Here is a 16,102-nt window from a genome sequence, read left to right as displayed (position 1 = left end):
CTGCGGGGACGGGGCCTGCGAGGGCAGGGCGTGCGGGGACCTGCGGGCGCCGGGTTCGGTCAGCGGGCGTCGGACTTGCGGATGGTGGGGCTGAGCACCGCGCCGACGAGGAGCACGACCAGGCCGGCGGTGACGCACAGCAGGGTCGCGGTGGTGGTGAGGGAGCTGAGCAGCAGGCCCGCCACGAGCGCGCCGGCGGAGTTCGCGCCCCAGGAGGTCAGCATGACGGCGCTCATGGCGCGGCCCTGCATCTCGTCGGGCACCACCCGGGCCATGTAGGCGCCGGCGCCGACGTTGAGCACCGCCCCGGTGAACGACATCAGGGCGAACGGCGCGAACAGCAGCGGCAGGGCGGTGGCGAACGCCATCACCGGCACCAGCACGGCGCGCGCGGCCAGGTCGAGCAGCAGGACGCCGCCGAGCGACAGCCTGCGCAGCAGCACCCCGCCGAACAGCGCCCCGCACACGCCGCCGACCCCGCCGACCAGGCCGATCAGGCCCGCCAGCGCGGCCGAGCCGCCGGTCTGCTTGATCACCACGAGCGGGACCAGGTTGACGACCTGCGCGAAGAAGTTCGTCGCCGCCACCATGACGGTGGCGACCCGCAGGAACTTCTGCCCCCACAGCCAGCGCAGGCCCTCGCCGATGTCGCGGCGCAGCTCCAGCGGCCGTTGCACCCGCTCGGTCTGCAACGGCCTGCGCACGAACAGCAGGGCGACCAGCGCCACCAGGTGCCCGAGCGCGACGGCCGCGAACGGCAGCCAGGACAGCAGGGCGAACAGGGAGCTGCCCGCGGGCTGGCCGAGCAGGGACGCGACCCGGCCGCGCGCCTCGTTGCGGGACACCGCCGCGGGCAGGTGCGCGGGCTCGACCACGTTGCGCACGGCGGCCCGCTGGGCGAGCAGGTAGAAGATCAGGCAGGCGCCCTCGACGAAGTTGACCACCAGCAGGTGCGGCAGCCACACGACGCCGGACAGCACGGCGACGGCGACGCTGAGCATGGCCAGCGCCGCCAGCGCGTCGCAGCCGATCATCAGCTTGCGGCGGTCCCAGCGGTCCACCAGGACGCCGGCGGGCAGCTGGAGCAGCAGGGCGGGCAGCAGGCCCGCGAACGCCACCAGGCCCGCGCCCAGCGCCGAGTCGCCGTGCCAGACGAGCAGCAGCGGGAACGCGATCACGCTGATCTTCGCGCCCATCTGCGAGAACCCGGCCCCGGTCCACAGCAGCAGGAAGTCGCGGTTGCGCCGCAGCGGCGGGGCGCTGTCCGCCGCGATCGGCTCGGCGGTCATGTCCCGCACCACTCCAGGACGGCCATCGCGGCGCGCATCTTGTTCGCCGCCTGCTCGAACGCGATGCTGGCGGGCCCGTCGAGGACCTCGGCGGTGACCTCCTCGCCGCGGTGCGCGGGCAGGTCGTGCATGAACACCGCGTCCGGGTTGGCGTCCCACAGCGCCGCGTTGACCTGGAACGGCGCGAACACCGCCCGCCAGTCCGGGTCCGGCTTGGTGGTGCCGGTGGTCTGCCAGCGGGTCGTGTAGACGACGTCCACCCCGGAGGGCGGCGTGGACATGTCGTGCGACTCGGAGATCTTCGCCCCGGTGCGCCCGGCCGCCTCGTGCGCGCGGGCCATCACGCCCGGGTCGACCGGGTAGCCCGGCGGCGTCCGGAAGTCGATCTCCATGCCGGGCACGCGGGCCACGGCCAGGGCGAGCGCGGTCGCGCTGTTGTTGCCCTCGCCGAGGTAGGTCACCCGGACGCCGGACAGCGTGCCGAAGTGGGACTTGATCGTGGCCAGGTCGGTCAGCGCCTGGGTCGGGTGCTCCAGCTCGCTCATCGCGTTGACCACGGACATGCCGGCCCACGACGCCCACCCGCGCAGCTCCTCGGTGGTGCCGCAGGTCCGGGCGACCAGGACGTCCAGCATGGAGGAGAGCACCCGGCCGGTGTCCTCGGTGGTCTCCCCCGTGTTGGTCTGGAGGTCGCCCGGCCCGAAGTTCACCACGCCCGCGCCCAGCCGCAGCGCGCCCGACCAGAACGACGTGCGGGTGCGCGTCGACGTCCGCCGGAAGTACAGGCCGACGACCTGGTCCGCCAGCGGACCGCCGGGCTCGACGGGACCGGCCGCGAACTCCGCGGCCCGGTCGACGATGTCGTGCAGTTCGGTGTCGGAGAGGTCCTCGATCGAGATCAGGTGCTTCGTCCGGGCCATCGTTCCTACCCTTCGGGCGGGGTCGTCCCGGCGTCAGCGGAGCCGGTCGGCGGCACCGGCCAGGAGGTCGAACAGCTCGCGGGGCGGGGTGTCCACGTAGTAGTGGTCACCGGGCACCACGTGCTCGTCGGCCGGGCCGATGGTGTGCTTCGTCCAGGGACGCATGTCGTCGATCGTGCAGCTGTGGTCGTCCGCCGCCGCGATCAGGGTGAACGGGCAGGTCAGCGGCGGCCCCGGGGTGTAGCGGTAGCGCTGCGACATCAGCAGGTCGCCGCGCAGCGGCGGCACCAGCAGGTCCCACAGGTCGGGGTCGGCCAGCGCCGCCCCGGCCCGGTTGCCCAGCCTGGCCAGGTAGCGGCGCAGGTCGTCGTCGCGGGTGAAGTCGTAACCGCTGGTGGTGCGCTCCGCGGGCGGTTTGCGGGCCGACACGACCAGTCCCGCGAGCGGCGTCGGGAACCTCGGCGACAGCCGCCGCGCCACCTCGAACGCGACGGTCGCGCCGAGGCTGTGCCCGAAGAACGCGACCGGCCGGTCGAACAGGCGCGGCACGACCGCCGCCACCCGGTCGGCCAGCTCCTCCAGCCGCTCGACGGGCGTCTCGTGGCTGCGGTCCTGGCGGCCGGGGTACTGCACGCCCACCACCTCGACCGACCCGGGCAGCCGCTCGGCCCAGCCGTGGAAGGTGCTCGTGCCGCCGCCCGCGTGCGGGAAGCACACCAGGCGCAGCCCGGCCCGGGGTCGGGACCGGTAGACGCGCAGCCAGCCGGTCGGGCCGGCGGTCGTGGGTCGGCCCACGGCTCACCCCCCGTCGACCAGGTAGTCGGACACGTGCGCCTCGCCCATGGCGACCGCGATCTTGCGCGGGCCGGTGAACGGCTCGCGGCCGTGCGCGGCCAGCATGTTGTCCACCAGCAGCACGTCCTTGTGCCGCCAGTCGAACCGGCGGGACTCGGCGCGGTAGGCGGCCCGCAGGTGGGCGACGACCTCGTTCGGGATCGGGGCGCCGTCGCCGTAGTACGTGTTGGTCGGCAGGCCCTCCTCGCCGAACATGCCCAGCAGGCCCTCCTGGAGGTCCTCGTCCAGCGACGAGTGGTGGAAGAACGTGATGTGGTTGAACCACACGTCCTCGCCGGTGGCGGGGTGGACGTAGGTCGCCCTGCGCAGCGCCCTGGTGCGCAGGTGGTCGTCGCCGACCCACTCGGCGACCATGCCGCGGCCGGCGCAGTAGCGCTCCACCTCGGCGCGGTCGGTGGTGCCGAACACCTCCGGCCAGGACACCCCGAAGTGGGGCCGGTAGTTGCGCACGACCATCCAGCCGCGCCGCTCGAACTCCTCCCGCACGGCGGGGTCGATGGCCCGGTGCACGCGGCGCACGTCGGCCAGCGGGGTCGCGCCCAGCGTCTCCGGCTCGCGGTCGCAGTAGAAGTAGACGACCCGCGGCCACACCGCCTGGTAGGAGTTCTCGTTGTGCAGGAAGATCTCCTCGTCCGGCGGGTAGTCGGTCGAGGTGTAGACGTTGCCCTTGATCGCGTGCCGGGGCGAGGAGCGCTCGTTGTAGGTCAGCGGCTCGCCGGAGAACGCCCGCACGACCGCCTCGAACGCGGTCACGTCGTCCACCGGGTAGCCGCGGAACAGCAGCGCGCCGTGCGTGGTGAGCAGCTTCCGCCAGCGGTCCTGCTCGGCCGCGACCACCTCGTGCAGGGGTCGTGCGTCGTCGGCCCGCTGCACGTGCGGCAGCGTCTGCGGTTGGGACAGGGTGTCGGTCATCCGTTGGTACCTCCGCTCATCCGGACATGGCCACGAGCACCCGGCGGGGGCCGGTGAACGGTCGCCTGCCGTGCCCGACGAGCACGTTGTCGATCAGCATCAGGTCGCCCGCGGACCAGTCGTTGTCGACCGCCTCCGCCAGGCCGCGGTCGCGCACCTGCACGACGTGCTCGGCGGGGATGGGCGTGCCGTCGGCGAAGACGACCGACTGCGGCATGTCCTCCTCGGCCATGATCTCGGCCAGCGCCTTGGCGGTCTCGTCGCCGAGCCCGGCGGCGTGCCACTGGTCGGACTGGTTGAACCAGACCTCGGCGCCGGTGCGCGGGTCGACGAGCGTGGCCGGGCCGTGCTGCTCGATGCGCAGCGAGCCGTCGGCCCGCCACTCGAACTCGGCCGAGGTCTCCTTGAGGAACACCTCGACGTCGGCCTTGTTGGTGGTCTCGAACGTCTCCTGCCAGCTCTTGCCGAAGCCGTGGCCGTCGTGCAGGTTCTGCCGGTAGCGCACGCCGCCGCGGTAGGCGGCGCGGACCTCCTCGTCGAGGGCGGCCAGCCACCGGGTGCCGTCGACCACCGGGGTCGCGCCGCCGCCCCCGGGCGCCTGCTGGCAGTAGAACAGCAGGCGGCTCGGGTAGCGCGCGGCGTAGGACAGCTCGTTGTGCATGGAGATGGTGTACTCGGGCGGGTACTCGGTCGACGTGTAGACGTTCGCGCCGATGTCGCCCACCTTGGTGCGCGGCGAGTTGCCGTGCTTGTACGCCCAGCGCTCCGGCAGCAGGTGGTCGATGACGGCGTCGAACTCCTCCGGCCGCACCGCGAAACCGCGCCACACCAGCGCCTTCGCCCGGGTCAGCTCGGCGCCCAGGTCGTCGACCGACGCCAGGTGCTCCAGCAGCCCTGCGGTGGTGGGCGCGACATCCGCGTCCGCCGGCCGGATCACCCTCGGCGACCAGCGCTGCTCGGCTGACTCCGCCACGGGGACCACCCCTCTTTCCGTCTCGTCCCGCCACGCCCGGCGCGCCTGCGGCTCTGGCACTGTCGTCCGTCGGGCAATACGGCGGCTATATGGGCTCAGACCTCGGGCGAGGTCCGGGCGATCAGCTCCTCTTCGGACATCTGCTCGACCTCGGCGAGGATCGCGGCCTCGACGACGGCGGCCAGCTCGGCGACCGTCGGCCCCTCGAACACCGACCGGATCGGCAGGTCCACCTCGAACACCGACCGCAGGCCCGCGATGAGCCGGATGGCCAGGATCGAGTTGCCGCCCGACCGGAAGAAGTGCGAGTCCGCGCCGGCCGGCACGCCCAGGAGGTCGGTGAAGATCCCCGCGACCCGCTCCTCGACCGGGCCGCGCGGGGCGACGAGCTCGGTCGTCCGCGCCTCGTTGAACGCCGGCAGCGCCGCCTTGTCCACCTTGCCGTTGGCGTTGAGCGGCATCCGCTCCAGCACCGCGATCCCGTCCGGGACCATGTAGTCCGGCAGCCGGGCGGCGCAGTGCGCGGTCAGCGCGCCCGGCAGGTCCGCCACGTCCGGCGCGGCCACGCAGTAGGCGAGCAGCCGCACGTCGCCCGACGGGCCCTTGGCGGTGACCACGACGGCGTCCTTGACGTCCGGGTGGTCGGCCAGCACCGCGGTGACCTCGCCCAGCTCCACCCGGTAGCCGCGGATCTTGACCTGGTCGTCCGCGCGGCCGACGAAGTCCACGTCGCCCTCGGGCAGGACGCGCACCAGGTCGCCGGTCCGGTACAGGCGCGACCCGGGCGGGCCGAACGGCGAGGGCACGAACCGGTCGGCGGTCAGCGCCGGGCGGTCCAGGTAGCCGCGGGCCAGGCCCGCTCCCCCGACGTACAGCTCGCCCACCACGCCGGTCGGCAGGGGCCGCAGCGCGTCGTCGAGGACGTGCATCTCGATGCCGGGCAGCGCCTGGCCGATCGGCACCGAGTCGCCCACGGCGGGTTCGTCCACCGGGAAGACGCAGGTGCCCACCGACGACTCGGTCGGGCCGTACTCGTTGATCAGGTGCCCCGGGCCGAGCGCCCGCAGCCACCGGTCGGCCAGCGCGGGGGGCAGCGGCTCGCCCGCCACCACGACGACCTCGGCCAGGTCGGCCAGCCACTGCTCGGAGAGCTGGTCGGTCAGGATCTGGAGGTGGCCCGGGGTGAGCTTGAGGAAGCTCAGCGGCGCCACGTCGGTCAGCAGCCTGCCCAGGTCGGCCAGGTCCAGGTCGGACGGCAGCAGGTGCACCGGCTGGCCCGCCATCAGCGGCGCCCACAGGTTCGGCACCACCAGGTCGAACGCGACCGAGGAGAACACCGCGCCGCCGCGCCGGCCGCGCATGGCCAGCTCGTTGGTGGCCCACCGCAGGTGGTTGGCCAGGCCGCCGTGGGTGATCTGCACGCCCTTCGGCCTGCCGGTCGAGCCGGAGGTGTAGATGACGTAGGCCAGCAGGTCCGGGTCGTCGACCCGCTCGGGCGCGTCGGCCGGCTCCGCCGCGACCAGGGCCGCGTCGGTGTCCAGGTAGACCACGTGGCCCGAGGCGTGGGTGCTCACCCGGTCGGCGTGCGCGGAGGCGGTCAGCACCACGGGCACGTCGGCGTCGGTCAGCATGAACCCGATCCGCTCCTGCGGCAGGTTCGGGTCGAGCGGCAGGTAGGCCGCGCCTGCCTTCCACACGCCCAGCAGGCTCGCCATCAGGTCCACGCCCCGGTCCAGGGCCACCGCGACGACGGACTCCGGGCCCGCGCCGCGCCGCCGCAGGTGGTGGGCGATCCGGTTGGCCCGCTCGTCGAGCTCGGCGAACGTCGCGGTGTCCGCGCCGGCGACCAGGGCCACCGCGTCGGGCGCCGCGCGGACCTGGCGCTCCACCAGGCGCGGGACCGAGCCGAACGACGCCGCGACCCGGTTCGCCGGTCGCCGCGCGGCGCGGCGCGGCCCGTCGAAGTCCATCTCGGCCAGGCGGGCGGCCGGGTCCGCCGCGGCGGAGGTGAGCAGCCGGACGAAGTGCTCGGCCATCCGCTCGACCGTGGCGCGTTCGAACAGCGCGGTGGCGTACTCGAAGCCGCCGACGTAGCGGCCGTCCGGTTCCCGGCGCAGGTACAGCGTCAGGTCGGTGCGGGCCGTGCGGGACAGGTCGAGCAGGGTGCCCAGGTCCTCGGGGTCCGCCGCGGAGCCGGTCAGCCGCTCGTCGTGCAGGTCGAAGGCCACCTGGTACAGCGGCGTGCGGGAGAGGTCCCGCTCCGGCGCGAGGTCGGCGACCAGCAGCTCGAACGGCAGGCCCTGGTGCGCCAGGGCGTCCCGGCAGGTGTCGCGCACGCCGGCGAGGGCGTCGCGGAACGACGAGCGGCCGTCGAGCCGGCAGCGCAGGACGACGCTGTTGAGGAAGAAGCCCACCACGTCCTCGACCTCGGCCCGGTCGCGCCCGGACACCGGCGTGCCGATCACCACGTCCCACTGGCCGGTGTAGCGGGCCAGCAGGGTGCTGAAGCCGGACAGCAGGGTCATGAACGACGTGGCGCCGACCTCGCGGCCCAGCTCGTCGAGCGCCTCGGCGACCAGGGCGGAGACGGTGAAGGGCACCATGGCGCCCCGGCCGTCGCGGACCTCGGGGCGGGCCTTGTCGGTGTGCAGCACGAGGGGCGCCGCGCCGTCGAGCACGGTCCGCCAGTGCCGCAGCTCCTCCTCGACCGCCGGGCCCTCCGCCCGCTCCCGCTGCCACACCGCGTAGTCCGCGTACTGCACGGGCAGCTCGGGCAGGCGGGGCGCGCGGCCGTCCCGGGCGGCGGCGAGCAGTTCGGCGAAGTCGCGCTCCAGGACCGAGGAGGACCAGCCGTCGCAGACGATGTGGTGCATCAGCACGACCAGCACCCGGTCGTGCCCGGCGTCGCCGGCCGCGGTGAGCACCGAGCGCACCAGCGGGCCCCGTTCGACGTCGATGCCCCGGTCCAGCTCGCCGTCGAGCACGGTGGCGAGTTCGTCGGACGCGGCGAGGACGCGCAGGTCGGCGGGCGCGGGCGGGTCGACGACCTGGACGGGCTCGCCGCGCTCGGTGGCGAACCGGGTGCGCAGCGACTCGTGCCGGGCGGTCAGCCCGTCCAGCGCGGCGCGGACCAGGTCGTCGGGCGTGTCGCCGGGCACCCGCAGGAACAGCGGCGAGACCCACTCGCGGGCGCGGGGCTGCATCCGGTCGAGCAGCCACAGCCGGCGCTGGCCCGTGGAGACCGGCAGCGGGCCGGTGCGCGGGACGCGGCGCAGCGCGTCGGCGTCGACCTCCTCGGCCGGGGTCACCAGCGCCGCCTGCTCGGCGAGCGTGGTGGCCGACAGCAGCCGGGGCAGGTCGACGGCCGTGCCGGTGGCCTTGCGCAGCCGGTTGGCCAGCCGGGTGAACTGGAGCGAGGAGCCGCCGAGCCGGAAGAAGTCGTCGTGCACGCCGACCTCGGCCACGCCCAGCAGCTCGCACCAGACCCGTTCGACCAGCCGCTCGGCGGCGGTGCGCGGCGCGACCTTCTCCCCGGCCGTCGCCGCGGGCTCGGGCAGCGCCGACCGGTCGACCTTGCCGCTGGGCAGCAGCGGGAGCCGGTCGAGCGCGACGAACGCCGACGGCACGTGGGTGGCGGGCAGGCGGTCGACCAGGTAGCCGCGCAGGTCGCCGACGTCGGCCTGGCCGGTGGCCTCGTGGTAGGCGACCAGGCGGGTGCCGCCGTCCGGCGTGGCGAACGGCACGACGGCCACCGCGCGCACGCCGGGGTGGCCGGCCAGCGCCGCCTCGACCTCGCCCGGTTCGATGCGCACGCCGTTGACCTTGACCTGCTGGTCGACGCGCCCGCGGTACTCCAGGTAGCCGTCCTCGCGCCACCGCGCCAGGTCGCCGGTGCGGTACAGCCGCGCGCCCGCCGGGCCGTGCGGGTCGGGCACGAACACCTCGGCCGTGCGGCCGGGCAGGCCCAGGTAGCCGCGGGCGACGCCGACGCCGCCCGCGTACAGCTCGCCGGTCACGCCGATGTCGACCGGCTCGACCCGCTCGTCGGCGATCAGCACGCGCATCCCGGGGATCGGGCGGCCGATCGGCACCGGGCCGGACCGCTGCTCGGGGTCGAAGCGGAACGCGGTGACGTCGATGGAGCACTCGGTCGGCCCGTAGGTGTTCCACACCTCCACCCGCTCGGGTGCCGGGAGCAGCCCGAGGAAGCGCTGCACCAGCTCGGCGTGCAGCGCCTCGCCCGCGCAGGTGAGCAGCCGCAGGGCGCGGGCGCCGGACCAGGCGTCCTCGGCGACCAGGGCGCGCAGCACCGACGGCACCACCTGGAGCACGGTGACGTCGTGCCGGACCACCGCGGCCACCAGCGCCGCCGGGTCGCGCTCGGCGCCGTGCGGGGCGAGCACCACGGTGCCGCCGCAGGTCAGCGGGGCGAAGATCTCCCAGCCGGCGGCGTCGAAGGTGAGCGCGGTCTTCTGGAGCACCCGGTCGGCCGCGGTCAGCCGCTGGCCGCGCACGGCCCAGTCGACCCGGTTGGCGATGCCCGCGTGCGTGACGACGACGCCCTTCGGCGTGCCGGTGGAGCCCGAGGTGTGCACGACGTAGGCCGCGCCCTCGCCGCCGGAGTCGACGGCCGGGGCGCCCGAGGGCTCGGGCAGGTCGTGCGGCGAGAGCACGACCAGGTCCGGGACGCCCGGCGGGGCGGTGCCCGGCGCGGCCAGCAGCTGCCGGACGCCGGCGTTGCGCAGCACCAGGGCGTTGCGCTGCCCGGGGTGGTCGGGGTCGAGCGGCAGGTACGCGCCGCCGGCCTTCCACACCGCGAGCAGCCCGGCCACCAGGTCGACGCCGCGCGGCAGGCACACGCCCACCACCGACTCGGGCCCGACGCCGCCGGCGCGCAGCGCGGCGGCCAGGCGTTCGGCGCGGTCCTCCAGCTCCGCGTAGCTGTACGAGCGGGTGTCGTCGACCACGGCGACCGCGTCGGGCGTGGCCGCGGCCTGTCGCGTGACGAGCAGGTGGATGTCGTGGGACATCGGTGATCCTCCAAGCAGACTCGGCTCGGCACGTGCGCGTCGGACGTGCGGGGCACCCGGCGTACCGGTGGTTCGGGTGGTCACGGGCGGCTCAGGCGTAGCCGCCCCATTCGGCCAGCAGCCGCTGCCGGTCGCCGACCTCGGCCGCGTACAGCTCCCGGACCGGGCGGTCGGGGTCGGTCGCGAAGCGGTCGAGCACGGTGGTGAAGCGGTCGAACAGGGCGCCCGCCGCGGCGTCGTCGAACACGTCGGGCCGGTGCCCCAGCCACAGCTCCAGCCGGTCGCCCGGGATGGCGACCATGCGCAGCGGGTAGTGCGTCTCGTCCTCCAGCCCGTAGGAGCCGGCCCGGAGGTCGCCGAGGGAGTCCGGCCACACCGAGGGGTCGAGCGGGTAGTTGACGACCATCGTGGTGGTGTCGAACAGGCTCTTGCCGCCGCCGAACCCGGCCTGGCGCTGGATCTCGGCCAGGGACAGGTGGTGGTGCGGCAGCAGCGCGGCCTGCTCGTCCTGGGTCCGCCGCGCCAGGGCGGCCAGCGTCTCGTCGCGGTCGACCCGCACCCGCACCGGCACCGTGTTGGTCAGCAGGCCGACCATGTCCCGCACGCCGGGCAGCTCCGGCGGCCGGCCGGAGACCGACGTGCCGAACAGGACGTCGTCGGCGTTGGTCAGCCGCGAGAGCACGTAGCCCCACGCGCACTGGACGACCGTGTTGAGGGTGACGCCGAGCGCGCGGCAGCGGTTGGTCAGCGCGTCCGACTCCGCCGCGCCCAGGGCGCGCCGGAGCTGCCGGTGCGGCTCGGGCGTGCCCGCCCGCTCCGCCGGGTGGACGTGGCACGGACCGGTGACGCCGGCCAGCGCCTCCGCCCACGCCGCGCGGGCGCCGGGCCGGTCCTGCCGCGCCAGCCACTCCAGGTAGGTGCGGTAGGGCGCGACGGGCGGCAGGGCGGCGTCGAGGTCGCCGTAGAACGCGAACAGCTCTTTGAGCACGATGCCGGTGGACCAGCCGTCCCACAGGATGTGGTGCGTGGTCAGCGCGAGCCGGTGCCGGCGCGGGCCGAGGCGGAGCAGCAGCAGGCGCAGCGCGGGCGGCGCGGCCAGGTCGAACCGCCGGACCCGCTCGTCGGCCGCCAGCTCGGCGGCGCGGGCCTCCTGGTCGGGGACGCCGGTCAGGTCGTGCTCGGTCCACGGGACCGCGACCTCGGCGGGCACGACCTGCACGGCGGTGCCGTCCTCGTCGTCGTGGACGAACGCGGCGCGGATGTTGTCGTGCCGGGCCAGGGTGGCCGCCGCCGCCGCGCGCAGGCGGTCCGGGTCGAGGTCGCCGTCGACGTCGACGCGCACCTGGGAGGCGTAGACGTCCAGGCCGCCCTCGGTGAGCAGGTTGTGGAACAGGAACGCCTCCTGCATCGGCGCGAGCGGCAGCACGTCCACCGCGCCGGGGTGGGCGGCGCAGAGCCGGTCCAGCCGTTCCTGGGTCACGCCCGCCAGCGGCACGTCGGAGGCCAGCAGCGCGGCCGTGCCGGCGGTGGCGGCGTGCGCCACCAGGCCGGCCGTCGCCGCCGACCACAGCCCGAGCAGGTCGGTCACCGCGTCCTCGTCGAGCAGGCGCGCGGGCCAGGTGAGCATGAGCGTGGTGCGCGGCCCGTCCGCGGTGTCGTGGGTGATCGCGTCGGCGCCCAGCACGTTGGGCATCGGCATCCGGGGGTCGGCGCCGCCGGCGAAGCTGTCCTCCGCCCCGGTGGTGCCCCAGTCGTCCGCCCCGGCCGACCGGAACCGGCCCAGGTAGTTGAAGCACAGCCTCGGGGTGGGCAGCGCGGCGAGGGTGTCGCGGGTCGCGGGGTCGAGGTGGCGCAGCACGCCGAAGCCGATGCCGTTGTCGCGCGGCGCGCCCAGCTGCTGCCGGACCCGCTGGAGCGCGGTACCCAGGGCCGGGCCGCCGGCGACCGCCTCGGACCACGGCACCTCGCCGGGGTCGACGCGGGCCGGGTGGATGCTGGTGAACCAGCCGACCGTGCGGTCGAGGACGACGCCGGGCGCGATCTCCTCGCGGCCGTGGCCCTCCAGCTCCACCAGCACCGCGCCGGCCCGGGGCGCGCCGAGCCGTTCGCGCCACCGGGCGTAGGCCAGGGACAGCGAGGTCAGCAGGGCGTCGCCGGCGGTCGCCCGGAAGCGGGCGGGCACGGTGTCCACGAGCGCGTCGCCGACGTCCGCGGGCAGGGTGAGCCGGACGGTCCGCGCGGTGGCGAAGGTGTCGACCCCGGGGTCGAGGTCGGCGGTGTAGGCCGGGTCCGGGGTGGCCAGCACGTCGGTCCAGTGGGGCAGTTCGTCGCGGTACGCCCCGGCCGCCGCGGTGGCGGCCAGCTGCCGCGCCCACGCGGCCATCGGGGTCGTCACGGCGGGCAGCGCGTCCGCGCGGCCGGCCGCCGCCGTGCCGAGGTCCTGGAGCAGGACCCGCCAGGAGACGCCGTCGACCACGAGGTGGTGCGCGACCAGCAGGAGGGTGCCGCGCACGGCGGGACCGGCGTCGAACCAGACCGCCCGGAGCACCGCGCCCGCCCCGGGCGAGAGGGCGCGCTGCGCCGCGGCGCGTTCGTCGGCCAGGGCGGCGCGCAGCCGGTCCCGGTCGAGGTCGGCGGCGTCGACCCGGCGCAGCCAGCCGTCCGGCGGTGGCGTGCCGGTGGGGCGCACCTCCAGCACCGGGTCGCCGTCGGCGTCGCGGCCGAGCACCGCGCGCAGCGCGTCGTGGTGGTCGACCAGCGCGCGCAGCGCCCGGTCGAGGTCGTCGAGCACCAGCCCGGCCGGGGTGTGCACGGTGACCGCCTGGTGGAAGCCGTCGATCGGGGCGTGCCCGGCGCGGGCCCAGTGCATGATCGGGGTCAGCGGCACCGGTCCGGTCACCTCGGCCGCGGGCGCGGTGCCGGCGCCCAGCGCGCGGGCGACCTCGGCCAGCCCGGCCGCCGTCGGGTGCGCGAACACCTCGCGGGCGGTCAGCTCCAGGCCGTGCTGCCGGGCCAGCGACACGAGCTGCAACGCGATGATGCTGTCGCCGCCGCGGTCGAAGAACGACTCGTCCGGGCCGATCTCGGCCACGCCCAGGACCTCGCGCAGCAGGTCCCGCACGACCTTCACCGGGCCGGCCTCGTCCGGGGCGGTGGGCGCGACGGCCACGCCCTCCGGGCTGGGCAGGCCGCGCCGGTCGAGCTTGCCGGCGGGGGTGAGCGGCAGCGCGTCCAGCAGCACGACCGCGTCCGGCACCATGTGGTTGGGCAGGAACCGCTGCGCGGCCCGGCGCACGGCGTCGGGTTCGAGCGCCGCGCCGGCGGCCGGCACCACGTAGGCCAGCAGCCGCATCCGGCCGTGCGGCCCCTTGTCGGCGACGACGGCGGCGGCGGCGACGTCCTCCAGGCCGGCGAGCACGGTCTCCACCTCGCCCGGCTCGATGCGGGCGCCGCGGATCTTGATCTGGTCGTCGGTGCGGCCGACGTACTCCAGGTTGCCGTCCGCGCGCCAGCGCACCAGGTCGCCCGTGCGGTACATGCGCGCGCCGGGCGGGCCGTAGGGGCAGGGCAGGAACCGGTCCGCGGTCAGCGCGGCGCGGCCCAGGTAGCCGCGCGCCAGGCCGGCGCCGGCCACGTACAGCTCGCCCGCCGCGCCGGGGACGGTCGGCCGCAGCTCGGCGTCGAGCACGTAGACGCGCATGTTGCGCAGCGGCGTGCCGATGTCGGGTCGGCTCTCGCCGGTGAGCGGCGCGCTGCCGGTCGTGCCCACGCCCGCCTCGGTCGGGCCGTACATGTTGAGCATCCGGCGGCCGGGGCCCCAGCGCCGGCACAGCCGCTGGTCCACGTCCTCGCCGCCGGTGAGCAGCGTCTCCAGGTCGGGCAGGTCCACGGCGGGCACGTTGGCCAGCACGGCCGGGGGCAGCGCGAGGTGCGTGATCCGGTGGTCCCGCAGCAGCTCCACGAGCCGGTCGAACGGCAGCTCGGCGGCGGGCGGCGCGAGCACGAGCCGCCCGCCCGCGACGAGCGCGGGCCAGATGTCGGCCACCGACGCGTCGACGCCGGGCGAGACGAGCTGGAGCACGCGGGTGTTCTCGTGCATCCCGTACCGGGGGATGTTGTCGAACACCATGTTGCACAGCGCGGACCGGGGTTCGACCACGCCCTTGGGGGTGCCGGTCGAGCCGGAGGTGTAGATGACGTAGGCGGGGTTCGCCGGGTCGACCGGCCGGCGCGGTGCGGCCCGGCCGACGGTCGGCCGGGTGTCCTCGGCGAGCAGCACCTCCACGGAGGTGGGCGGCAGGGTGGGCTCGGTCGCGGCGTCGCTGACCACGCAGCGGGCGCCGGCGTCGGTGAGCAGGTGGGCGATGCGCTCGGGCGGGTTCGCCAGGTCGATCGGCAGGAACGCGGCGCCGGCCTTGAGCACGGCCAGCATGGACACGACCAGGTCGGGCGTGCGCGGCAGCAGGAGTGCCACCACGTCCTCCGGCCCGACGTCGCGCGCGGCCAGCCGGTCGGCGAGCCACTCGGCCCGCTCGTCCAGCTCGCGGTAGGTCAGCTCGGTCGAGCCGTGCACGACGGCCACGGCGTCGGGCGCGCGGCGCGCGCGCCGCTCGACCAGCTCGGCGATGTCGCCGTCCGGCACGGGCCGGCCGGTGTCGTTGCGGCGCACCAGCAGCTCGTGGCGCTCGGCGTGGGACAGCAGGTCGAACGACTCCACCGGGCGGTCCGGTGCGGCGGTGACGTCCAGGGCGAAGGCGGTGAACCGGTCGGCGTGCTCCTCGACCCCGCGCCGGCCGTGCAGCCGGGGCTCGGCCTCGAAGACCAGCGACACCGGGCCGCCGTCCTGCCCGTGGACGTTGACCGACAGGTCGATCGGCGGGCCGGCGGCCAGGTTGCGGGCCCGCGCGGTGGTGCCGGCGAAGGAGAACTCGTCGTCGAACGGCGTGAAGTTGACCAACGGGCCGAGGAAGCCGTTGTCGCCGCCGGCCACGCCCAGGGCGCGGACCGCCTCGTCGTGCCGGAGGCGCTCGTGCGGCAGGCCCCGGGACAGCTCGGCGGACAGCAGCCGGACGACGTCGGTCAGCGTGGCCGTGGGTGCCACGTCGACCCGCAGCGGCACCATCGACGCCGCCATGCCGGCCACCTGGCGGACCGCGACGCCGCGCCGGCCGCTGGTCGGCAGGCCGAGCACGACGTCCCGCCGGCCGGTCAGCCGCCGCAGGTAGGCCGCGACGGCGGCGAGCAGCACGACCTGCCAGGTGGCGCCGGTCCGCTCGGCGACCTCGCGCATCCGGGCGAGCGCCGCGTCGTCGAACGCGCGGGTCGTGCGCCAGGCGACGGGGTCGGGGTCCGGGTCGGGCGCGCCGATCGGGGGCACCCGCATGGACTCGGGGAGGTCGGCGAACCGGTTCGTCCAGAACTCCAGGTCGGCCTGGTGCGCGGGCGACTCGCGGTAGCGCAGGTCGGCGTCGAGCAGCGCGGTCAGCGACCGCAGCGGCGGCTGCGCGGGGGCCGAGCCGGTCACGAGCGCGGTGTAGCGGTCGGCCAGGGTGCGGTGCAGCAGCCGCATCGAGTACGCGTCGGTGACGATGTGGTGCACCCGGCAGTAGAACCGGGCGCGCTGCCCGCCCAGGAGGATCAGCGCCGCCGCGGAGACCGGGCCGGCGGCGAGGTCGACGGGCGTGGCGCGCTCGGCGGCCGTCCACTCGTCGGCGGCGCGTCCCGGGTCCGGCTCGCCGGACAGGTCGAGCACCGGCAGCTCCACCGGCTCGTCCGCCGGCTCGGCCGCGGCCACGACCTGCACCAGGCCGTCCTCGTCCACGACCCGCTCGACCCGGAGCGCGTCGGCCTCGGCGCGCACCTGCCGCCACGCGGCCGTGAACGCGCCCACGTCCAGCGGCCCGTCGAATTCGAGCACCTCGGCGCAATTGAAGACCTGGCCGGTGGCGTCCAATTGGTGCGCGAACCAGACGCCTTTCTGGGCCGCGGAGAGCGGCAGCCGGCGCGCGCCCGGGTCACCCACGGGACGCCGCCCCGTCGAGGCCCACCCAGCTCAGGGGCACCGTCGAACTCGCAGCACTCGGACGTCCGCATGGGCTCGTGACCATGCGCCCCACGGTGCCG

Annotated in this window: 7 protein-coding genes; all 7 read right to left on the bottom strand. The window is 75.6% G+C overall.

The annotated features are described in order from the left end of the window. Positions 1-59: 59 nt before the first annotated feature. Positions 60-1,289 (bottom strand): MFS transporter, encoded by a 1,230-nt coding sequence (locus ACRAKJ_RS15760; RefSeq protein WP_438925917.1) that lies wholly within the window; start codon positions 1,287-1,289, stop codon positions 60-62. After that, positions 1,286-2,209: an ornithine carbamoyltransferase gene (locus ACRAKJ_RS15755; protein ID WP_438925918.1), complete on the bottom strand. Its 924-nt coding sequence runs from the start codon at positions 2,207-2,209 to the stop codon at positions 1,286-1,288. Before ACRAKJ_RS15755 ends, ACRAKJ_RS15760 begins: the two co-directional genes overlap by 4 nt. 33 nt (positions 2,210-2,242) lie before the next feature. Continuing rightward, positions 2,243-3,004, bottom strand: a complete 762-nt coding sequence (locus tag ACRAKJ_RS15750) for an alpha/beta fold hydrolase (RefSeq protein WP_438925919.1) — start codon at positions 3,002-3,004, stop codon at positions 2,243-2,245. Positions 3,005-3,007: 3 nt separating this feature from the next. Next, on the bottom strand, positions 3,008-3,976 hold the full coding sequence (locus ACRAKJ_RS15745) for a TauD/TfdA family dioxygenase (protein WP_438925920.1): 969 nt from the start codon (positions 3,974-3,976) through the stop codon (positions 3,008-3,010). 16 nt (positions 3,977-3,992) lie between these two features. Continuing rightward, positions 3,993-4,949 (bottom strand): TauD/TfdA family dioxygenase, encoded by a 957-nt coding sequence (locus tag ACRAKJ_RS15740; RefSeq protein ID WP_438925921.1) that lies wholly within the window; start codon positions 4,947-4,949, stop codon positions 3,993-3,995. 95 nt (positions 4,950-5,044) lie between these two features. After that, on the bottom strand, positions 5,045-9,979 hold the full coding sequence (locus ACRAKJ_RS15735; RefSeq protein WP_438925922.1) for an amino acid adenylation domain-containing protein: 4,935 nt from the start codon (positions 9,977-9,979) through the stop codon (positions 5,045-5,047). 91 nt (positions 9,980-10,070) lie between these two features. Next, complete coding sequence (locus ACRAKJ_RS15730; RefSeq protein ID WP_438925923.1) at positions 10,071-16,001, bottom strand: amino acid adenylation domain-containing protein; 5,931 nt, start codon at positions 15,999-16,001, stop codon at positions 10,071-10,073. Positions 16,002-16,102 lie beyond the last annotated feature (101 nt).

Source organism: Saccharothrix sp. DSM 118769 (genome assembly GCF_052936295.1).
This window is presented reverse-complemented; position numbering and strand designations above follow the sequence as displayed.

Coding starts and splice junctions, on each gene's coding strand:
- ACRAKJ_RS15760 (WP_438925917.1), bottom strand. CDS start 1,289: ATGACCGCCGAGCCGATCGCGGCGGACAGCGCCCCGCCGCTGCGGCGC.
- ACRAKJ_RS15755 (WP_438925918.1), bottom strand. CDS start 2,209: ATGGCCCGGACGAAGCACCTGATCTCGATCGAGGACCTCTCCGACACC.
- ACRAKJ_RS15745 (WP_438925920.1), bottom strand. CDS start 3,976: ATGACCGACACCCTGTCCCAACCGCAGACGCTGCCGCACGTGCAGCGG.
- ACRAKJ_RS15735 (WP_438925922.1), bottom strand. CDS start 9,979: ATGTCCCACGACATCCACCTGCTCGTCACGCGACAGGCCGCGGCCACG.